This window comes from Pseudomonas entomophila (assembly GCF_018417595.1).
Lineage (GTDB): Bacteria > Pseudomonadota > Gammaproteobacteria > Pseudomonadales > Pseudomonadaceae > Aquipseudomonas > Aquipseudomonas entomophila_C.
Genome location: NZ_CP070982.1, coordinates 5,428,097 through 5,448,415, shown reverse-complemented (window position 1 = coordinate 5,448,415; position 20,319 = coordinate 5,428,097). Strand labels below are relative to the sequence as shown.

Below are 20,319 nucleotides of genomic sequence, written 5' to 3'. Positions count from 1 at the left end.
GCGCGGTGATGCGCCACGGGGCGCACCACCGCGGTTTCACTCAGCGTTCGTGGACATAGGTGCCCGGCGATGCCTCGCCGGCGGCGTATGTGCGGTTGCCCAGGCGCGTGGGTGCTTTCTTCAGTTCGCCCGCGCGCTCGCCCAGCCAGCTCTGCCAGTGCAGCCACCAGGAGTCGGCGTGCTTGACTGCGTTCTCCTGCCAGGCCACCGGATCGTCCGGGCGGTCCTCGCCGGTCAGGAAGCGCGCCTTGGGGTTGCCTGGCGGGTTGAGAATGCTCTGGATGTGCCCGCTGTTGGACAGCACGAACTCGATCTTGCCGCCGAACAGGTGCGCCGAGCGGTAGCACGATTGCCAGGGGGTGATGTGGTCGGCGGTGCCGGCGACGCTGTAGATGTCGCAGTCGACCTGCTTCAGGTCGATGGCGGTGCCGCACACTTCCAGGGCGTTGGAGCGGATCAGCGGGTTGTTCTTGAACATCTCGATGAGGTCGCCGTGGAAGGCGGCCGGCAGGCGCGTGGTGTCGTTGTTCCAGAACAGGATGTCGAACACCGGCGGCTCGTTGCCCAGCAGGTAGTTGTTGACCCAGTAGTTCCAGATCAGGTCGTTGGGGCGCATCCAGGCGAACACCTTGGCCATGTCGCTGCCTTCGAGCACGCCGGCTTGATAGGAGTGGCGCTTGGCCGCCTCCAGCGTCTGCTCGTCGACGAACAGCGCCACCTGGGTGTCGACCGTGGTGTCGAGCACGCTGACCAGCAGCGTGAGGGCGTTGACCTTCTTCTCGCCGAGCGCCGCGTAGTGGCCTACCAGCGCGGTGCAGGTGATGCCGCCCGAGCAGGCGCCGAGCATGTTCAAGTCTTTGCTGCCGGTGATCGCCAGCACTGCGTCGACAGCTTCCTTCAGCGCGTCGATGTAGGTCGACAGGCCCCACTCGCGTTGCGCCTTGGTCGGGTTGCGCCAGCTGACGATGAAAGTCTGCTGCTGGGAGCGCAGGCAGAAGCGCGCCAGGCTCTTTTCCGGGCTCAGGTCGAAGACGTAGAACTTGTTGATCTGCGGCGGCACCACCAGCAGGGGGCGGGCGTGCACCTGTTCGGTGATGGGGCTGTACTGGATCAGTTCCAGCACATCGTTGCGGTACACCACCGCGCCTTCGCTGGTGGCCAGGTTCTTGCCCACCTCGAAGGCTTCCATGTTCACCTGGCTGGGCATGCCGCCGTTGTTGACCAGGTCCTTGGCGAGGTGGGAGAGGCCGTCGAGCAGGCTCTTGCCGCCGGTCTCGAAGAAGCGCTTGACCGCGGCGGGGTTGGAGAGGGTGTTGGTGGGCGCCATGGCCTCGGTCATCAGGTTGATGACGAACTGGCCGCGGCTGATGTCCTGGGGCGACAGGTCGCTCTCGCCGATCCAGTCGTGCAGCTCCTTGCGCCAGGCCAGGTAAGTCTGCAGGTAGCGGCGGTACAGCGGGTTGTTGCTCCAGGCCGGGTCGCTGAAGCGACGGTCGTCGCTTTCGGGCTGAAGACTCGATTTGCCCAGCAGCACGTTCTTCAGTTCCAGGCCGAAATGCGCCACGTGCTTGGCGCTGTGCAACGGTTGACGCAATGCCTGGCGCAATACCGTGCGCGCCGAGGTCAACAGATCCTTGCGGCGAATGCCGATGACCGGGTTCAGCCCCAAGGTGTTCTCCGAGGCCTGCCGCTGCAACTCATCGTTGTTCTTGTTACTCATCTACGACGCTCCGTTGTCCTGAGACGAGTACCGGTGTGCTGTGACAGCCCGGTACTGCTACTCGGGTGACCAGTGATAAGGAACAGCGGTGCTGCGACCGGGGGCGTGTCGGTGATGAGCGGCGGGATTTTCTGCGTGTGAAGACAGCCTGCTTTCGCTCGCGACCTCTACCTACCGGCCTGGCCCTGCTTGCCCGAAATGCAATGCAGGGAACTTGCCAGCTCCATTGGTTACCCGACTTTCGTGTAATGCGCAAGACAGCCAGTCTTTGGCTGCCATCCAGGCATTCAAGCAGATGAGATTAGAAAATGCGCTCTAAAGCGTGGGAGCCTTGAGCTAGAGCATCAGTTTCACCACCGATTCCGACGGGTCGCGGGATTTGCCGGCCTTGTGCAATTCGTCCAGATAATCGGCCCACAATTGCTCCTGGCGCAGGCACAGCTGTTCCAGGTATTCCCAGGTGAACAATCCGGAGTCATGGCCGTCGTCGAAGGTCAGTTTCAGTGCATATTGACCGGCCGGTTCCAGGCCGCTGAGGCCGACATTGATCTTGCCGAACTGCAGGATGGGATTGCCGTGGCCCTGGACCTCGGCGGAGGGGGAGTGCACGCGCAGGAATTCGGCGGGCAGGTGGTAGACCTCGCCGGGGGCGTAGGTGAGGGTGAGGGTCTTCGAGGCTTTGTGCAGGTTGATCGCGGTGGGCAGGCGGGCCATGGCTATGTCTCTCTCTGGCTTCAAGCGGCAAGCTTCGAGTGATTTTGGCCATTGTGCAAGGGGCTGCTGCGCAGCCCGTTCGCGGCACAAGGCCGCTCCTACAGACGATCGCGATTCCCTGTAGGAGCGGCCTTGTGCCGCGAACGGGCCGCGCAGCGGCCCCACGCGGTCTTACAGGATGTAGCGCGACAGGTCTTCGTTCTGCGCCAGCTCACCGAGGTGGCTGTTCACATAGGCCGCGTCGATGTGGATCGGCTTCTCGTCGTGGGTGCTGGCCAGGTCGCCGGCGCTGAACGACACCTCTTCGAGCAGGCGCTCGAGCAGGGTGTGCAGGCGGCGGGCACCGATGTTCTCGGTCTTCTCGTTGACCTGGAAGGCGATCTCGGCCAGGCGCTTGAGGCCTTCGTCGGCGAACTCGATATGCAGGCCTTCGGTCTTGAGCAGCTCGCGGTACTGTTCGGTCAGCGAGGCGTGCGGCTCTTTCAGGATGCGCTCGAAGTCTTCCGGGGTCAGCGCCTTGAGCTCGACACGGATTGGCAGGCGGCCTTGCAGTTCAGGCACCAGGTCGCTGGGTTTGCTCAGGTGGAACGCGCCGGAGGCGATGAACAGGATATGGTCGGTCTTGACCATGCCCAGCTTGGTGTTGACCGTGCAGCCTTCGATCAGCGGCAGCAGGTCGCGCTGCACGCCTTCGCGGGACACGTCGGCGCCACCGACATTGCCACGCTTGGCCACCTTGTCGATCTCGTCGATGAACACGATGCCGTGTTGTTCGACCGCTTCCAGGGCCTTGGCCTTGAGCTCTTCCTCGTTGACCAGGCGGCTCGCCTCTTCATCGCGGACCATCTTCAGGGCTTCTTTCACCTTCAGCTTGCGGCTCTTGCGCTTGCCCTTGCCCATGTTGGCGAACAGGCTCTGCAGCTGGTTGGTCATCTCTTCCATGCCGGGCGGCGCGGCAATATCGACGCCCATGCTCTCGGCGACTTCGATCTCGATTTCCTTGTCGTCCAGCTGGCCTTCGCGCAGGCGCTTGCGGAACAGCTGGCGGGTGTTGGAGTCGCCGCTGGACTGCTGGGCTTCCTCGCTGAAGCTGCTGACCCGCGCCTGCGGCAGCAGGGCGTCGAGGATGCGGTCTTCGGCGGCGTCTTCGGCGCGGTGGCGCACGCGGACGATTTCCTGCTCGCGCAGCATCTTCAGCGCGGCGTCGGCCAGGTCGCGGATGATCGACTCGACGTCACGGCCCACGTAGCCGACTTCGGTGAACTTGGTCGCCTCGACCTTGATGAACGGCGCGTTGGCCAGCTTGGCCAGGCGGCGGGCGATTTCGGTCTTGCCCACGCCGGTGGGGCCGATCATCAGGATGTTCTTGGGGGTGACTTCGGCACGCAGCTCGGCAGGGAGCTGCATGCGCCGCCAGCGGTTGCGCAGGGCGATGGCGACGGCGCGCTTGGCGTCGTCCTGGCCGATGATGTGGCGGTTGAGTTCGTGGACGATTTCGCGGGGGGTCATGGACATGATGTATGGGGTCCTCGAGCAGAGTGATCAGTGTGGAAAAGTCCCGCTGCGAGCGGGACGCCAAAACAACTGATTCACTCGGCCAGGTCCTGCTCCTCGATGGTCAGGTTGTGGTTGGTGAACACGCAGATGTCGCCGGCGATGTTCAGGGCGGCCTCGGTGATTTCGCGGGCCGACAGGTCGGTCTTGTTCAGCAGGGCGCGGGCCGCGGCCTGGGCGTAGCCACCGCCGGAGCCCATGGCGATCAGGCCGTCCTCGGGCTCGACCACGTCACCGTTGCCGGTGATGATCAGCGAGGCGTCCTTGTTGGCCACGGCCAGCATCGCCTCCAGGCGGCTGAGCGAGCGGTCGGTGCGCCATTCCTTGGCCAGCTCGACGGCGGCGCGGACCAAGTGGCCGGAGTGTTTCTGCAGTTGCGCTTCAAAGCGCTCGAACAGGGTGAAGGCGTCGGCGGTGGCACCGGCGAAACCGGCGATGACCTGGCCGTTGTACAGGCGACGGACTTTCTTGGCGTTGCCTTTCATCACGGTGTTGCCGAGGGAAACCTGGCCGTCGCCGCCCATGACGACTTTGCCGTTACGGCGGACAGAAACGATGGTAGTCAAGGGAGAGTCTCCACGCAGCGGGGCGAAAATGCCTGATGCCGACTCATATGGGGGGAGGGGGGAAGGATTTCAACCTTGGGGGATGAGTGGTTGGGGTAGGGCAGGCGCATTCATGTTGGGGCATTCGCGGGTAAACCCGCTCCCACAGGCGCTTCGATAGCCCTGTGGGAGCGGGTTTACCCGCGAAGGGAGCGACGCGATCTATCAGGCCTCGTGGCAGATGTGCCCGTCGACCAGGGTGTAACGTACCGCGCCCGGCAGGCAGTGGCCGATGAACGGGCAGTTCGCGCCGCGGGAGTACCACTGCTCGCCAGCAACGGTGGACGCCTTCGGATCGAACAGCACCAGGTCTGCCGCGCCACCCACCTTCAGCTCACCGGCCGGCAGGCGCATGGCCGCGGCCGGGCCACTGCTCAGGCGCGCCAGCAACGTGGGCAGGTCGAGCAGGCCGTCCTCCACCAGGGTCATGGCCAGTGGCAGCAACAGCTCGACGCTGCTGATACCCGGTTCGGTGGCACCGAACGGCGCCAGCTTGGCATCACGTTCGTGGGGCTGGTGATGGCTGGAGATCGCCTGGATCACCCCGGACTTCACCGCCTCGCGCAGGCCGTCGCGGTCGGCGGCGGTGCGCAGCGGCGGCTGCACGTGGTACAGGCTGGAGAAGTCGCGCAGGGCCTCGTCGGTGAGGATCAGCTGATACAGCGCCACATCGGCGGTGACCGGCAGCCCCAGTTGCTGGGCCTGGGCGATCAGTCGCGCGCCGCGGGCACTGGTGATCTGGGTGAAGTGGGCGCGCACGCCGGTCTGCTCGACCAGCAGCAGGTTGCGGGCCAGGGCCACGGTCTCGGCGGTTTCCGGGATGCCGGGCAGGCCGAGGAAGCTGGCCATCGGGCCTTCATGGGCGAGGCCGCCCTGCGACAGGTCGCGGTCCTGGGAGTGGAACACCACGGTCAGGTCGAAGGTCGCCGCGTACTCCAGGGCACGGGCCAGGGTGCGATTGTTGGGGATCTCTTTCAGGCCATTGCCGAAGGCCACGCAGCCGGTGTCGCGCAGGGCGACCAGCTCGGCCAGTTGTTCGCCTTCCAGGCCCTTGGTCAGGGCGCCGATCGGGTAGACCTTGCTGTTGGCCGCCTCGCGGGAGCGGTCGAGGATCAGCTCGGCGACGGCGGAGGTGTCGAGAATGGGCTTGGTTTGCGGTGGGCAGCACAGGCTGGTGACGCCGCCGGCCACTGCGGCGCGGGTCTCGCTGGCGATGGTGCCCTTGCGGCTGTAGCCCGGCTCGCGCAGCGACACACCGAGGTCGACCAGGCCCGGAGCGGCGACCAGGCCCGTGGCCTGGATCGTGCGGCTGGCGCTGAAGCCGGCCTGGGCCGCGCCGATGGCGGCAATGCGCCCGCCTTCCAGGTGCAGGTCGGTGACGCGGTCCAGGCCGCTGGCAGGATCGATGACCCGGGCGCCGATAATGCTGATGGTCACTGGGCGTTCTCCTGGTCGAATTGACGTTGCGCGTTCTGCCCGCTCATGGCCATGGACAGCACCGCCATGCGCACGGCGATGCCGTAGGTGACCTGGTTGAGGATCACCGAATGCTTGCCGTCGGCCACCGCCGACTCGATTTCCACGCCGCGGTTGATCGGGCCCGGGTGCATGACGATGGCATCCGGCTTGGCCCCTGCCAGGCGCGCGGTGGTCAAGCCGAACAAGCGGTAGAACTCACCTTCGCTGGGCAGCAGGCCGCCGGCCATGCGCTCACGCTGCAGGCGCAGCATGATCACCACGTCGACGTCCTTCAGGCCTTCGGCGAGGTCGGTGTAGACCTTCACGCCATACTGCTCGATGCCGATCGGGATCAGCGTCTTCGGGCCGATCACGCGGATGTCCGGGCAGCCCAGCGCCTTGAGCGCGAGCATGTCCGAGCGGGCCACGCGCGAGTGCAGGATATCGCCGACGATCGCCACCGAAAGGTTCTCGAAGCCGCCCTTGTGGCGACGGATGGTCAGCATGTCGAGCATGCCTTGCGTGGGGTGGGCGTGGCGGCCGTCACCGCCGTTGATCACCGCCACGTCCGGGCACACGTGCTCGGCGATGAAGTGCGCCGCGCCGGAGTCGGAATGGCGCACGACGAACATGTCGGCGGCCATGGCTTCGAGGTTGCGCAGGGTGTCGAACAGGGTCTCGCCCTTGCTGGTCGAGGAGGTCGACACGTTCAGGCTGATCACGTCGGCCGACAGCCGCTGGGCGGCCAGTTCGAAGGTGGTGCGGGTACGGGTGGAGTTCTCGAAGAACACGTTGCACACGGTCTTGCCGCGCAGCAACGGGACTTTCTTCACGGCCCGGGCGCCGACTTCGAGGAACGAGTCGGCGGTGTCGAGGATCTCGGTGAGCAGTTCGCGGGGCAAACCGTCGAGCGAGAGGAAGTGGCGCAGCTGGCCCTGGTCATTGAGCTGCAGCGGGCGCTTGGCGTCGAATGGCGTCATCGCGGGGGACTCTTAAAGGGCGGAAGCGGGGGCGAGGTCCTGGCGCTCGAGGGCGAGCGGCGTGGGTCCGGTCAATTTTACCCGTTCATGGGTGGCCAGGGACAGGGTGGCGCCCAGCACGTTCGGGCGGATCGGCAGTTCGCCGGCATCCAGGTCGAGCAAGCACACCAGCGTCACGCTGGCCGGGCGGCCGTAGTCGAACAGTTCGTTGAGGGCGGCGCGGATGGTACGGCCGCTCATCAGCACGTCGTCCACCAGCACCAGGTGCTGGCCTTCGATCTCGAATGGCAGCTCCGAGGGGCGTACCTGCGGGTGCAGACCGTTCTGGCTGAAGTCGTCTCGGTAGAACGAGACATCGAGGGTGCCCAGCGGGCTGTCGTCGCCCAGCTCCGTCTGCAGGGCCTGGGCCACCCACACACCGCCGGTGCGGATGCCGATGAAGCGTGGCTCGGTGATTGCACGACGGGCCAGGTGGGCGCGAAGGTCGACGGCCATCTGCCGGATCAGGTCGGCGGGATTGGGTAGGCTCATTGCGTGCTCCTCGGAAGGCGGGCGCCGGATCCAGCCGGCGGCAAAGCGGATTTAAGTGTTGGCCTCCAGCCAGCCTTGCAGCAGCAGGGCGGCGGCGATGGCGTCGACCGGGTTGTCGCGGTAACTGCCGTGGCGGCCGCCACGGGCCATCTGCTCGCCCTTGGCTTCGAAGGTGGTCAGGCGTTCGTCGTGGGTGTGTACCGGCAGGTTGTAGCGACCATTGAGGCGGCGGGCGAACTTTTCGGCGCGCTCGCTCATGTCGCTGGGTGTGCCGTCCATGTTCAGCGGTAGCCCCACGACGATAGCGTCGGGTTTCCATTCCTTGATCAGCTTCTCGACCTGGTTCCAGTCCGGCACACCGTTCTGGGCCTTGAGCACGCACAGTTCACGGGCCTGGCCGGTGATCACCTGGCCGACGGCCACGCCAATCTGTTTGCTGCCATAGTCGAAGCCCAGCAGCAGGCGCAGTTCGGCCATCAGGCGTGGCCCGCCTGGCTGGTCAGCAGGCTGAGGTTGATCCCCAGGCTCGCGGCGGCGGCGCCCAGGCGCTGGTCGCTGGCCAGGCCGAAGATGATCTCGGGGTCGAACGGGCAGTTGAGCCAGGCGTTGTCGGCCAGCTCAGCTTCCAGTTGTCCGGCTTCCCAGCCGGCGTAGCCGAGGGTGATCAGGCTCTTCTTCGGGCCCACGCCGGCAGCGATGGCCAGCAGCACATCCTGCGAGGTGGTCAGCGACAGCCCTTCCAACGCCACGGTGGCCTGGAAGCTGCACTCGTCGCTGTGCAGCACGAAGCCGCGGTCGGTCTGCACCGGGCCACCTTGGTAGATGGGCACCTGTAGCGTGCTGGCGGGCGGCTGCTCGTTCGGGCGCAACTGCTCGAGGATGTCGGCCAGGTTCAGCTCCTGCGGGCGGTTGACCACCAGGCCCATGGCGCCGTTGGCGTTGTGCTCGACGATGTAGGTGAGGGTCTGGGCAAAGTTCGGATCGGCCATGTGCGGCATGGCGATCAGGAACTGGTGCTTGAGGTAGCTGGGGGCGAAGGTTTTCATGAGCGCTAGTGTGGCGCCAGGTGGTGAGGCTGGCAAGGTGGTCGAGCGCCGCTTATGCGGCGCATCGCGGATGAATCCGCTCCTACAGGCAGGCAGGGCTGCGGTAGAGCCAGCCAGGACACCAGGCATGGGGTCGTTGCAAAAGATGTAGGAGCGAATTTATTCGCGCATGCGGCGCTCGATATCCGCACCACCACAAGATCCAGTCCCTTCACCGGCCTGGTCAATTGCTCGACAACCGGTCCCCACGGGCAAAGCGCCAGGTGCGGATGATCTCCAGCCGGTCGAACTCGGCCAGGTCGCCGGTGAACGGCGCGAACGGCGCCGCCAGGCGCACGATGCGCTGGGCCGCCTGGTCCAGCACCGGCTGGCCGGAGGACTCCAGCACCAGCACCTCATACAGCGAACCGTCGCGGTTGATCGACACCATCATCCGCAGGCTGCCGTACATCTGCTGGCGCCGTGCCTCTTCGGGGTAGTTGAGGTTGCCGATGCGCTCGACCTTCTTGCGCCACTCCTCCTTGTACCAGGCGCCCTTGTCGCGCATGGTCGAGGCGGCGTTGAGGCGGTGGATGCGCGGGCGCTTGGCGTACAGTTGCTGTTCGTTGGAAAGCTCCGCCTCGAGGCTGGCGATCTGGCTGGACAGTTGCGAGCTGTCGAAGTCCACCACTTTCGTGGCTGGCGCCGTTTGCGGCTTGTTTTCCTTCGGCTTGGGCTCGGCTTTCTGCGGTTTGGGCGCCTTCGTTGCGACCACGGATTTCTCCGGTGCCGGCGGCGTTTCCTGGCGGGCGGCGGGCGGTGGGGTGACCTTGTTGATCTTGCTGTCCTGGAACGGCGCCACTTCGGTGGTCTTGGGCACCGCCTTCTTCTCCAGGGTGCCACTGCCCTGTTGGTTCTCCTGGGCCTGGAAATCGGCCTTCTCAGGCGCTTTTTCGCTCTTGAAGGTGGCCAGGGTGATGTCCATGGTATGGCGGATTTCGGCCGGCTTGACCACGGTGAAGCCCACCCCCAGGATCAGCGCCAGGTGCACCAGGGCAGCCAGGAACAGGGTGAAGCCGAGCCTGTCCACCGGGCGGACGCGGGGTGGCAACAGGTCGGCGGGGATGTCGGCGGGCAGCGTCATCTGGTATCCAGCAACCGCGAAGCGGGGCAGCAGGTCGGGTGAAAAGGACCGGCATCATACCCCACCGCGCGTGTTTGCCACGTGTCGGCGGTCAGCGCGCCTTCAACTGGCGATCAATGGCGTCCATCAGCTTGCCGCCGATGTTGGTGTTGTAGGCGGCGTCGATCTCGCGGATGCAGGTCGGGCTGGTGACGTTGATTTCGGTGAGATGCTCGCCGATCACGTCCAGGCCGACGAACAGCAGGCCCTTCGCCCGCAGGGTCGGGCCGACCTGTGCGGCGATCCAGCGGTCGCGTTCGCTCAATGGGCGGGCTTCGCCACGGCCGCCGGCGGCCAGGTTGCCGCGGGTCTCGCCGCTGGCCGGGATGCGCGCCAGGCAGTAATCCACCGGCTCGCCGTCGATCATCAGGATGCGCTTGTCGCCGTCCTTGATCGCCGGCAGGTAGGCCTGGGCCATGATCTGCTGGGCACCCAGCGCGGTCAGCGTCTCGAGGATCACCGACAGGTTGGGGTCGCCGACCCGGTGGCGGAAGATCGAGGTGCCGCCCATGCCGTCCAGTGGCTTGAGGATCACGTCACCATGCTGGGCGGCGAATGCGCGGATGATGTCCGGGCGACGGCTGACCAGGGTCGGTGGCGTGCACTGCGGGAACAGCGTGGCGAACAGCTTCTCGTTGCAGTCGCGCAGGCTCTGCGGGCGGTTGACCACCAGCGCGCCATCCGCCTCGGCCTGCTCCAGCAGGTAGGTGCTGTAGACGAACTCCATGTCGAAGGGCGGGTCCTTGCGCATCAGGATCACGTCCAGCTCGCCCAGCAGGTTGTCCTGCTCCTCGCCCAGCTCGAACCAGCGCGCCGGGTCGGCGAACACCTTCAGCGGGCGCATCCGCGCGCGGGCCTTGCCTTCGCCCTGGTACAGGTCGCGCTGCTCCATGTAGAACAGGCTCCAGCCGCGAGCCTGGGCGGCCAGCAGCATGGCCAGCGAGCTGTCCTTTTTATAGGAGATGGACGCGATGGGGTCCATGACAATCCCGAGGCGAACGCTCATGGGGTAATTCCTCTTGGCGGCGGGTGGCCGCGATGGCACGAAAGAAAAGTGGCTCAGGGTGGCGCCGGGCGCGCCCGCGGTCAAGGGGCTGGCGGATGGAATGGCCCTCGGGACTGTGTTAAAAAGGCCCGATCCAGCGTCAAGCCGCAGGCCATGAGCTACAACAGTGAGGTGGCATGCACCGAACCGTTGTGTTCCTGCCGCTTGGAACGCGCGGCTTACCGCTCATCAATGTGGCGCTATTTATGGAACAACCCCTGAAGGTGATGGTGATCGACGACTCGCGCACGATCCGCCGCACCGCGCAGATGTTGCTTGGCGAGGCGGGCTGCGAGGTGATCACCGCCAGCGATGGTTTCGACGCCCTGGCGAAGATCATCGATCACAAGCCGCGGATCATCTTCGTCGACGTGCTCATGCCGCGCCTGGATGGCTACCAGACCTGCGCGGTGATCAAGCACAACAGCGAATTCAAGGACACCCCGGTGATCCTGCTCTCATCCCGCGACGGCCTGTTCGACAAGGCCCGCGGCCGGGTGGTCGGTTCCGACCAGTTCCTGACCAAGCCGTTCAGCAAGGAAGAACTGCTCGACGCGATCCGTGCCCATGTGCCCGGTTTCGCCGTGCAAGACCAACCCGCACCCTGACGCCGCCAAGATCGGCGGCCTCTCACGTTCCTCATGGGGAAAAAGCATGGCCCGAGTTCTGATTGTCGACGATTCGCCGACAGAGATGTACAGATTGACCGAATGGCTGGAAAAGCATGGCTATGGAGTGCTCAAGGCCAGCAACGGTGCCGACGGCGTGGCCCTGGCCCGCCAGGAAAAGCCCGATGCGGTGCTGATGGACATCGTCATGCCCGGCATGAACGGCTTCCAGGCCACCCGCCAGTTGAGCAAGGACCCGGAAACCAGCGCCATCCCCGTGATCGTGGTCACCACCAAGGATCAGGAAACCGACCGCATCTGGGCTCAACGCCAGGGCGCTCGCGACTTTCTGACCAAGCCTGTGGAAGAAGACGCGCTGATCAACAAGTTGAAAGAAGTGCTCGGCGCTTGACCACCCGGCCTCAGGGCGCGTCGCTGACTGCCTTCGAGCTGCTGCTGGACATCGACCGCCGTTGCCGCCTGCTGGTCGCCGACCAGCCGCCTCAGGACACGCGCCTGCAGCAATGGAGCGGCATCGGCTTTCGCATTGCCGGGCAGTGGTTCGTCGCCCCCATGGGCGAGGTCGCCGAGGTGCTGCGCGAACCCCGCAGCAGCCGGGTTCCGGGCGTCCAGCCCTGGGTGCGCGGGGTGGCCAACCTGCGTGGGCGTCTGCTGCCGCTGATGGACCTGTGCGCCTTCTTCGGCCTGGGCCCGGCCGCCGCCGGCAAGCAGCGGCGCGTGCTGGTGCTAGACCACGAGGAGCTGTTCGCCGGCCTGCTGGTGGACGAGGTGGTGGGCCTGCAGCACTTTGCCCTCAGCAGCCTGGAACTGTCGCCGCCGCAGCCGCTGATCCGCACGGCCGCGCCTTTCGTGCAGGGGTATTTCCCCCGTGAACGCAATTGGGCGATCTTCAGCCCTTTCGCCCTGGCCCAGGCCCCGGGTTTTCTCGATGTGGCGTTGTAGAGGATTTTCGACGTGAACAAGCCCGGCCCCACCGTCGTCGCGCCGGCCGTTTCCCCGGCCGCCGTGGCCCAGCGCCCACGCAGCAGCGCGCAGATCACCGTGCTGTTCGTGGTGCTGATCCTGTCGATCGTCCTGCTGTTCGCCAATTTCGCCTACCTCAACACCCAGGCCAACCACGACAAACAGTACATCGGCCATGCCGGCGAGCTGCGGGTGCTGTCGCAGCGCATCGCCAAGAACGCCACCGAGGCGGCGGCGGGCAAGGCACTGGCGTTCAAGCTGCTCAGCGATGCGCGCAACGACTTCGAGCGCCGCTGGAGCTACCTGCGCGAAGGCGACAAGGCCACCGGGCTGCCGCCCGCGCCAGTGACGGTGCGCGATGAGATGGACGCGGTGCGCCAGGACTGGGAAAACCTGCGCAAGAACACCGATACCATCCTCGCCAGCGAGCAGACGGTGCTGTCGCTGCACCAGGTCGCGGCCACGCTGGCCGAGACCGTTCCGCAATTGCAGGTCGAATACGAAAAGGTGGTGGAGATCCTGCTGCAGAGCGGCGCCCCGGCCAACCAGGTAGCAGTGGCCCAGCGCCAGTTGCTGCTCGCCGAACGGATTCTGGGTTCGGTAAACACCGTGCTGGCCGGCGACGACACTTCGGTCCAGGCGGCCGATGCCTTCGGCCGCGACGCCAGCCGTTTCGGCCAGGTGCTCGAGGGCATGCTCGCCGGCAACCCGGCGATCCAGGTGACCCGGGTCGAGGACGCCGATGCCCGCGCACGTCTGGCCGAGATCGCCGAGCTGTTCCAGTTCGTCGCAGGCTCCGTGGACGAAATCCTCGAGACCTCGCCCGAGCTGTTCCGTGTGCGCGAGGCCGCCGGCAACATCTTCAGCCTGTCGCAGACGCTGCTCGACGAAGCCTCGCACCTGGCCAACGGCTTCGAGAACCTGGCCGGAGGGCGCACCCTCGACACCGTCGGCGGCTATGTGCTCGGCCTGCTGGCGCTGGCCTCGATCATCCTGATCGGCCTGGTGATGGTGCGCGCCACCAGTCGCCAGTTGCGCGAAACCGCCGAGAAGAACGAACGCAACCAGCAGGCGATCATGCGTCTGCTCGACGAGATCGAGGAGCTGGCCGACGGCGACCTGACCGTCACCGTATCGGTCACCGAGGACTTCACCGGTGCCATCGCCGACTCGATCAACTATTCGGTCGACCAACTGCGCGACCTGGTCGCCACCATCAACCACAGTGCCGAGCAGGTGGCTGCGGCGGTACAGGACACGCAGAACACCGCGCGCCAGCTGGCCAAGGCCTCGGAGCACCAGGCCGAGCAGATCAGCGAGGCGTCGGAGGCGGTGGGCGACATGGTCGAGTCGATCGACCGGGTGTCGGCCCATGCCTACGAGTCGGCCAAGGTTGCCGAGCGCTCGGTTGCCATCGCCAACAAGGGCAACGAAGTGGTGCACAACACCATCCATGGCATGGACAACATCCGTGAGCAGATCCAGGACACCGCCAAGCGGATCAAGCGCCTGGGAGAGTCCTCCCAGGAGATCGGCGACATCGTCAGCCTGATCGACGACATTGCCGAGCAGACCAACATCCTTGCCCTCAACGCCGCCATCCAGGCCTCGCTGGCCGGCGAGGCCGGGCGCGGCTTCGCCGTGGTCGCCGACGAGGTGCAGCGCCTGGCCGAGCGCTCGTCCTCGGCCACCCGCCAGATCGAGGCGCTGGTGCGCACCATCCAGGCCGACACCAACGAAGCGGTGATCTCCATGGAGCAGACCACCGCCGAAGTGGTGCGCGGCGCGCGCCTGGCCCAGGACGCGGGCGTGGCCCTGGCCGAGATCGAGGGTGTATCGCAGACCCTGGCCGAGCTGATCCACAGCATCTCCGATGCGGCCCAGTTGCAGACCTCGTCCGCCGGGCAGATCTCCCACACCATGGCGGTGATCCAGCAGATCACCGCGCAGACCTCGGCCGGCTCCGGCGCCACCGCCGACAGCATCCGCCACCTGGCGCGCATGGCCAGTGAGATGCGCCGTTCGGTGTCCGGCTTCACTCTACCCAAACCGGTCGAGCGTCAATGAAAGGGGCGAGTGTGATGGGGGGTACGCTCAGCGGCGCGCGGCACGACACCGTCGCCCTGGCCTGGACCAAGGCGCCGATCCTCGATTGCCTGGGGCAGGCGCGCCAGGCCCTGGAACGATTCACCGGTATGCCCGAGGATCTGTCGATCCTCGCGTTCTTCGTCGACAACCTGCACCAGGTGTACAGCTGCCTGCGTCTGCTCGAACTGTCGGGTGCCGCGCGCCTGGCCGAGGAGCTGGAACTGCTCGGGCGGGCCATGGCCGAGGGCCAGGTCAGCCCTCGTGGCGATTGCCTGGGCGCGTTGTTCCGTGGCCTGGAGCAGTTGCCCCCCTACCTCGACCGTTTGCGTGGCGCACGGCACGACCTGCCATTGGTGGTGATGCCGCTGCTCAACCAGTTGCGTGTCTGCCGGGGCGCCGAGCCCCTGGCCCAGGGCAGCCTGCTGGGCGAGCTCGGCCAGCGCCTGGCGGGCGCCGAAGACCTGGCCAACCTCGACCTGTCGCTGGGCAACTGGCGGGAGCACATGCAGGCCGGTTCTGGTCGTGATGCACTGCGTTCGGTGGTGATGGCGTTGTGTGACGACCTGATGCGCATCAAGGAGCGCCTCGACCCGTTCGTCAGCGGCGAGCGACAGCCTCGCGAACCGCTGGAAAGCCTGCTGGCGCCGTTACGGCATGTGGCTGACACCCTGTCGGTGCTGGGTTTCCAGCAACCACGGCGGGTGATCATCGACCAGGTGCTGGCGTTGCAGGCCGTGGTCGAGCGGGACGATGGCGTGGACGAAGCGGTGCTGATGGACGTGGCTGGCGCGCTGCTCTATGTGGAAGCGACCCTGAACGGCATGGTGGGGCCTCTGGAGGAGACCGCGCCGGGCAACTTGCCGGGCTCGGACCTTGCTGAGATTCGCCAGTTGGTGCTCGCAGAAGCGCTCAACGTGCTGCAACAGGCCAAGGACCTGATCGGCGATTGCCTGGAATCGGACTGGTCGCGCCAGCGCCTGCAGGCCCTGCCCGGGCTGTTGCATCAGGTGCGCGGCGCCCTGGCGATGCTGGCGTTGCCTGCGGCCGCCGAGGTGTTCGCCGGCTGTGCCGGATATGTCCAGGGCTGGTTGGTGCACCTCGAGGAGGAGCCCCTGCCCGACGAGCTGGCGCACCTGGCCGACGCCCTCAGTGCTGGCGAGGCCTACCTGCAATGGCGCGTGGCCGACCCGCTGGCCGACGCCCAGCGGTTCATCGACATGGCCCATGCCAGCCTGGCCGCCCTGGGCGTGCAGTGCCAGCGAGTCGATGCCGGGCAGTCCATCGATGGCATCGACGATGAGTTGCGCGAAGTGTTCCTCGAGGAAGCCGCCGAACTGCTGCCCGAGATCGAGCGCCACTGGCTGCGCTGGCGGGCGGACAACAGCCTGCGCGAGCCGCTGGTCGAAGTGCGCCGGGCCTTGCACACGCTCAAGGGCAGTGGGCGCATGGTCCATGCCGAAGCCGTGGCGGAGTTGGCCTGGGGCGCCGAGCACCTGCTCAACCGCGTGCTGGAAGGGCGCATCGTGCTCAGCCCGGAGGGCTTGGTGGCGTTGCAGCAGGTGTTCGTGCGCCTGCCCGACCTGCTGGCCGATTTCGCGGCCAGCCAGCTGCCGCCTTCGGCCGAGATCGAGCAGTTGGCGGGCCACCTGCACGCACTGGCACTCAACGATACGCCGGCCAGCACCAGCATCGACGGGCTCGACCCGCACTTGCTGGAGATCTTCCGCAACGAGGCCCTGGGCCATCTGGCGGGGCTCGATACTTTCCTGCAAGGCGCCGATGTGCAGGGCACCGTGGTCAGTGACAGCCTGCAGCGCGCCTTGCACACGCTCAAGGGCAGCGCCGCCATGGCCGGGGTGATGCCGGTGGCGGAGCTGGCCACCGCGCTTGACCGCCTGGTGCGTGAGTACAAGGGGCACCAGCTATCGCTGCACATGGCCGAGATCGAACTGCTTGAGGCAGCCCGTGCCCTGTTCCACCTGGGGCTGGCCCAGCTGGGCAGCACGCCGCTGGCCGCCATTCCCGGCGCGGCACAGTTGATCGAGCAGGTCGGACAGACCGTCGACAACCGCCTGGCGCAGCATCAGGACGACCCGCATCAGCCACGGCGCAGCCGCCGCGACCCGCAGTTGATCAGCAGTTTCCTGGCCCAGGGCATGGACATTCTGCTCGATGCCGAATCGCTGCTGATGCATTGGCAGGCGCACCCAGGCGAGCGCCAGCCACTGGAGACCTTGCTGGATGACTTGACCACCCTCGGCCACAGCGCCCATCAGGCCGAGCTGTGGCAGGTGGATGAGATCTGCGAAGGGCTGCTCGACCTGTACGGCGCGGTGGAGGAGGGCAGCCTGGCAGTCACGCCACGGTTGTTCGCGGTGGCGCAGCAGGCTCATGAAGCACTGTTCGACATGTTCGACGAGATTGCCGCCGGGCAAGACCTGGATGCCCGTCCGGAGTGCCTGGCGGCATTGCGCGGCCTGTTGGACGATGCGCTCGACCCGGGTGCCATGGGGGTGGTTGGCGCCGACCGGGTGACGCCGCTCCAGGGGGCAGGCGAACTGCCGGATCCTGCGGTGGTCGAGCTGTTCCTGGAAGAGGCGCGGGACATCCTCGACAGTGCCGACCAGGCCTTGCAACAGTGGAAGGCCGATCCGGACAGCGTCTCTGCGCTGTCGGCCCTGCAGCACGATGTGCTGACACTCAAGGGCGGGGCGCAGATGGCCGCCATCGGCGCGGTGGAACTCCTTGCCCAGGAGCTGGCGCTGCTCTACGAAGGCCTGGTGGACCGCCGCCTGGGCGCCAGCGCGGCGTTGTTCGAGCTGCTCGGGCGTAGCCACGGTGCGCTGGCCGAGATGTTGCACGGCGTTCAGCAGGGCCAGCGACCCGCATCGGCGGTGGCGCTGCTCGGCGAATTGCGCGAGTTCCGCCATACCACGCCACCACCGGGCCAGACAGAACCGCCCGAGGAACAACACGAGGCCGCAGGCGACAAGGAGCTGTTGGAGGTCTTCCTCGAAGAGAGTTCCGACATCGTCGAGAGCGCCGCGCAATCGCTGGCCCTCTGGCAGGCCGACCCGCGCAATACGGTCGAAGTGGAGAACCTGCTGCGCGACCTGCACACGCTCAAGGGCGGTGCACGGATGGTGGAGATCGCCGCCATCGGCGACCTCGCCCATGAACTGGAGTTTCTCTACGAGTTGCTGGCTGCCGGGCGCCTGCCGTCGACCCCGGCGCTGTTCAGCCTGCTGCAGAACTGCCACGACCGCCTGGCGCACATGCTCGACGCGGTACGCCTGGGGCAGCCGCTGCACGCCGCCACGGCGCTGATCGACTACATCCGCAACTTCTCCAGTGCCGCCCTCACCGACAGTGCGGCTGGCCAGGCCCAGGGCGAGGTCGCCCCGGTCGATACACCGACCGCCGCTCCCGAGAGAGCCGCAGGGGACATGGTCAAGGTCGACGCCGAACTGCTCGACGATCTAGGCAACCTGGCCGGCGAGCATTCGGTAATCCGCGGGCGGATCGAACAGCAGGTCAACGACGCCCAGTTCGCCCTGAACGAGATGGAAACCACGCTGGAGCGCATGCGCGACCAGCTGCTGCGGCTGGACATCGAAACGCAAGGGCGGATCTCCAGCCGGCAACAGTTCGAAGGCGATGCCTACGACGACTTCGACCCGCTGGAGATGGACCGCCATTCACAGTTGCAGCAGTTGTCCCGGGCCCTGTTCGAGTCGGCCTCCGACCTGCTCGACCTGAAGGAAACCCTGATGCAGCGCGCCCAGGAGGCGCACAGCCTTCTGCAGCAGCAGGCGCGGGTCAACAGCCAGTTGCAGGAGGGCCTGACCGCCACATTGATGGTGCCATTCGAGCGCCTGGTGCCGCGTTTGCAGCGGGTGGTGCGGCAGGTGGCCAGTGAGTTGGGCAAGCAGGTCGAACTGGTGGTCGGCAACGCCGAGGGCGAGCTGGACCGTAGCGTGCTCGAACGCATGGTGGCACCGCTGGAGCATATGCTGCGCAACGCTGTCGACCATGGTCTCGAAGCCCGCGAGGTGCGCCTGGCCGCCGGCAAGCCGGAGTTGGGCACCATCCACCTGAACCTGCTGCACGAGGGTGCCGACATCGTCATCGAGATGAGCGACGACGGTGCCGGCGTGCCGCTGCAAGCGGTGCGCAACAAAGCCATAAAGCGTGGGCTGCTCGACCCGCAGGCGCGCCTGAGCGACCACGAGATCCTGCAGTTCATCCTGCGCCCGGGGTTCTCCACGGCGGAGAAGATCACCCAGATCTCCGGGCGTGGCCTGGGCATGGACGTGGTCCATGAAGAGGTCAAGCAACTGGGCGGTTCGATGAGCATCGAGTCCAGCCCTGGCAAGGGCGCGCGCTTCCTGATCCGCCTGCCGTTCACCGTGTCGATGAACCGGGCGCTGATGGTGCACCTGGGGGAGGAGCAGTACGCCATCCCGCTGAACACCATCGAAGGTATCGTCCGGGTGCCTCCGGCCGAACTGGAGGCCTGCTATCGCCTCGACCCGCCGCGTTACAGCTATGCCGGGCACGATTATGCGTTGCGCTACCTGGGCGAGCTGGTACAGGGCGGTGGGCAGCCCAGCCTGCTGGGCCAGAGCGTGCCATTACCGGTGCTGCTCACTCACTCCCACGAGCAGTCGTTCGCCATCCAGGTCGACAACCTGTCGCCCAGTCGCGAGATCGTGGTCAAGAGCCTGGGGCCGCAGTTCGCCGCCGTGCCTGGGTTGTCGGGCGCGACGTTGCTTGGCGACGGTCGGGTGGTGCTGATCCTCGACCTGCTCGGCCAACTGCGTGGCCAGCAGCGGCGCCTGGCACGTCTGCCGGGTGCGGCGGGCAGCCAGCGCGGGCTGGTCGGGCCGACGCAACGGCGGCCGCTGCTGGTGATGGTGGTGGACGACTCGGTGACCGTGCGCAAGGTCACCAGCCGCCTGCTCGAGCGCCATGGCATCAGCGTGCTGACCGCCAAGGATGGTGTCGATGCCATGGCCCTGCTCGAGGAGCACCGCCCGGATGTGCTGCTGCTGGACATCGAGATGCCGCGCATGGACGGTTTCGAGGTGGCCACCCGCATTCGCCGCGACGAACGCCTCAAGCAGTTGCCGATCATCATGATCACCTCGCGCACCGGGCAGAAACACCGCGAGCGAGCGATGGCCATCGGCGTCAACGAGTACCTGGGCAAGCCTTACCAGGAGTCGGTGCTGTTGCAGAGCATCGCCCATTGGAGCCAGAACCATGCTTGACCATATCGCCGGCCAGCGCAGCAGCCTGACCGGGCTGTTGCTGCCCCTGGGCGACCGGACGCTGGTGTTGCCCAACGTCGCGGTGGCCGAACTGATCGGCCACCCTGCCATCGCCTGCGAGCCCGCTGAGCCGGCCTGGCACCTGGGCTGGGTCGACTGGCGCCAGCAGCGCCTGCCGCTGATCGGCTTCGAGACGGCCTGTGGCGGTCATACCCCATCCGGCGAGCGGGCGCGGATCGTCGTGCTCAATGCCCTGGGTGACACCGGGCTACGCTACCTGGCGATGCTGCTGCAGGGGATTCCGCGTTCGTGCAAGCTCGACAGCCAGCTCAACTACGTGGATGTACCACTGGCCGAATTCGAATTGGCGGCGGTGCAGGTGGGCGAGCAGGTGGCACGGGTGCCGGACCTGGCGGGGCTGGAGCGGTTGGTGCGTGACGCCGAACTGCAATCAGCGGCCAGTTAGAATGGACCGGTTCGCCGGCAAGCCGGCTCCTGCGGCGAACCGGTCGCAAAGCAGTCTCTTTCGGAACCCGCACCGCCTCAGGAGG

At 66.4% G+C, this 20,319-nt stretch carries 17 protein-coding genes; 6 read left to right on the top strand and 11 right to left on the bottom strand.

The genetic code is table 11. The features are described 5' to 3' along the window. Nucleotides 1–40: 40 nt before the first annotated feature. From phaC to gshB, 11 genes are all read right to left on the bottom strand, one after another. Entirely contained in the window at nt 41–1,720 is a 1,680-nt protein-coding gene (gene phaC / locus JYG34_RS23885) for a class II poly(R)-hydroxyalkanoic acid synthase (RefSeq protein WP_213658628.1), read from the bottom strand. 336 nt (nt 1,721–2,056) lie between these two features. Then, nucleotides 2,057–2,434, bottom strand: coding sequence for a gamma-butyrobetaine hydroxylase-like domain-containing protein (locus JYG34_RS23880; RefSeq protein ID WP_046853917.1), 378 nt, complete (start codon nt 2,432–2,434; stop codon nt 2,057–2,059). Between the two features lie 171 nt (nt 2,435–2,605). Then, nucleotides 2,606–3,949, bottom strand: a complete 1,344-nt coding sequence (gene hslU / locus JYG34_RS23875) for an ATP-dependent protease ATPase subunit HslU (protein ID WP_213658627.1) — start codon at nt 3,947–3,949, stop codon at nt 2,606–2,608. A 74-nt stretch (nt 3,950–4,023) separates the two neighbouring features. After that, complete coding sequence (gene hslV / locus JYG34_RS23870; protein ID WP_011536056.1) at nt 4,024–4,554, bottom strand: ATP-dependent protease subunit HslV; 531 nt, start codon at nt 4,552–4,554, stop codon at nt 4,024–4,026. Between the two features lie 204 nt (nt 4,555–4,758). Further along, nucleotides 4,759–6,030, bottom strand: a complete 1,272-nt coding sequence (locus JYG34_RS23865) for a dihydroorotase (protein ID WP_213658626.1) — start codon at nt 6,028–6,030, stop codon at nt 4,759–4,761. Then, entirely contained in the window at nt 6,027–7,031 is a 1,005-nt protein-coding gene (locus JYG34_RS23860) for an aspartate carbamoyltransferase catalytic subunit (RefSeq protein WP_213658625.1), read from the bottom strand. Before JYG34_RS23860 ends, JYG34_RS23865 begins: the two co-directional genes overlap by 4 nt. Before the next feature lie 12 nt (nt 7,032–7,043). After that, nucleotides 7,044–7,562 carry a bifunctional pyr operon transcriptional regulator/uracil phosphoribosyltransferase PyrR gene (gene pyrR, locus JYG34_RS23855; protein ID WP_213658624.1) on the bottom strand — a complete coding sequence of 173 codons (519 nt, stop codon included), beginning with the start codon at nt 7,560–7,562 and terminating at the stop codon, nt 7,044–7,046. A gap of 51 nt (nt 7,563–7,613) precedes the next feature. After that, nucleotides 7,614–8,039, bottom strand: a complete 426-nt coding sequence (ruvX, locus tag JYG34_RS23850; RefSeq protein WP_011536052.1) for a Holliday junction resolvase RuvX — start codon at nt 8,037–8,039, stop codon at nt 7,614–7,616. Beyond that, the gene (locus JYG34_RS23845; protein WP_213658623.1) at nt 8,039–8,608 is read right to left on the bottom strand and encodes a YqgE/AlgH family protein; all 570 of its coding nucleotides are present in this window, start codon (nt 8,606–8,608) and stop codon (nt 8,039–8,041) included. Before JYG34_RS23845 ends, ruvX begins: the two co-directional genes overlap by 1 nt. Before the next feature lie 223 nt (nt 8,609–8,831). Continuing rightward, nucleotides 8,832–9,731, bottom strand: coding sequence for an energy transducer TonB (locus JYG34_RS23840; RefSeq protein WP_213658622.1), 900 nt, complete (start codon nt 9,729–9,731; stop codon nt 8,832–8,834). 91 nt (nt 9,732–9,822) lie between these two features. Then, the gene (gshB, locus tag JYG34_RS23835) at nt 9,823–10,776 is read right to left on the bottom strand and encodes a glutathione synthase (protein ID WP_213658621.1); all 954 of its coding nucleotides are present in this window, start codon (nt 10,774–10,776) and stop codon (nt 9,823–9,825) included. 245 nt (nt 10,777–11,021) lie between these two features. Between gshB and pilG the strand changes: the two genes are divergently transcribed. The 6 genes from pilG to JYG34_RS23805 all read left to right on the top strand — a co-directional run bounded on the left by pilG (nt 11,022) and on the right by JYG34_RS23805 (nt 20,234). Beyond that, entirely contained in the window at nt 11,022–11,423 is a 402-nt protein-coding gene (pilG, locus tag JYG34_RS23830) for a twitching motility response regulator PilG (RefSeq protein WP_044488517.1), read from the top strand. 46 nt (nt 11,424–11,469) lie between these two features. Next, nucleotides 11,470–11,835, top strand: coding sequence for a twitching motility response regulator PilH (pilH, locus tag JYG34_RS23825; RefSeq protein WP_213658620.1), 366 nt, complete (start codon nt 11,470–11,472; stop codon nt 11,833–11,835). Further along, nucleotides 11,832–12,386, top strand: coding sequence for a chemotaxis protein CheW (locus JYG34_RS23820; RefSeq protein WP_213658619.1), 555 nt, complete (start codon nt 11,832–11,834; stop codon nt 12,384–12,386). The genes pilH and JYG34_RS23820 overlap by 4 nt, the downstream gene beginning before the upstream one ends. A 63-nt stretch (nt 12,387–12,449) precedes the next feature. Beyond that, entirely contained in the window at nt 12,450–14,474 is a 2,025-nt protein-coding gene (locus JYG34_RS23815; RefSeq protein ID WP_213661249.1) for a methyl-accepting chemotaxis protein, read from the top strand. A gap of 14 nt (nt 14,475–14,488) precedes the next feature. Beyond that, nucleotides 14,489–19,768 (top strand): Hpt domain-containing protein, encoded by a 5,280-nt coding sequence (locus JYG34_RS23810; RefSeq protein WP_213658618.1) that lies wholly within the window; start codon nt 14,489–14,491, stop codon nt 19,766–19,768. Further along, entirely contained in the window at nt 19,761–20,234 is a 474-nt protein-coding gene (locus JYG34_RS23805) for a chemotaxis protein CheW (RefSeq protein WP_213658617.1), read from the top strand. Before JYG34_RS23810 ends, JYG34_RS23805 begins: the two co-directional genes overlap by 8 nt. The last annotated feature ends 85 nt before the right edge of the window (nt 20,235–20,319 follow it).

Coding starts and splice junctions, on each gene's coding strand:
- JYG34_RS23860 (WP_213658625.1), bottom strand. CDS start 7,031: ATGACGCCATTCGACGCCAAGCGCCCGCTGCAGCTCAATGACCAGGGC.
- pyrR (WP_213658624.1), bottom strand. CDS start 7,562: ATGAGCCTACCCAATCCCGCCGACCTGATCCGGCAGATGGCCGTCGAC.
- JYG34_RS23845 (WP_213658623.1), bottom strand. CDS start 8,608: ATGAAAACCTTCGCCCCCAGCTACCTCAAGCACCAGTTCCTGATCGCC.
- JYG34_RS23840 (WP_213658622.1), bottom strand. CDS start 9,731: ATGACGCTGCCCGCCGACATCCCCGCCGACCTGTTGCCACCCCGCGTC.
- ruvX (WP_011536052.1), bottom strand. CDS start 8,039: ATGGCCGAACTGCGCCTGCTGCTGGGCTTCGACTATGGCAGCAAACAG.
- JYG34_RS23810 (WP_213658618.1), top strand. CDS start 14,489: ATGGGGGGTACGCTCAGCGGCGCGCGGCACGACACCGTCGCCCTGGCC.
- JYG34_RS23805 (WP_213658617.1), top strand. CDS start 19,761: ATGCTTGACCATATCGCCGGCCAGCGCAGCAGCCTGACCGGGCTGTTG.
- JYG34_RS23880 (WP_046853917.1), bottom strand. CDS start 2,434: ATGGCCCGCCTGCCCACCGCGATCAACCTGCACAAAGCCTCGAAGACC.
- gshB (WP_213658621.1), bottom strand. CDS start 10,776: ATGAGCGTTCGCCTCGGGATTGTCATGGACCCCATCGCGTCCATCTCC.
- pilG (WP_044488517.1), top strand. CDS start 11,022: ATGGAACAACCCCTGAAGGTGATGGTGATCGACGACTCGCGCACGATC.
- hslU (WP_213658627.1), bottom strand. CDS start 3,949: ATGTCCATGACCCCCCGCGAAATCGTCCACGAACTCAACCGCCACATC.
- phaC (WP_213658628.1), bottom strand. CDS start 1,720: ATGAGTAACAAGAACAACGATGAGTTGCAGCGGCAGGCCTCGGAGAAC.
- pilH (WP_213658620.1), top strand. CDS start 11,470: ATGGCCCGAGTTCTGATTGTCGACGATTCGCCGACAGAGATGTACAGA.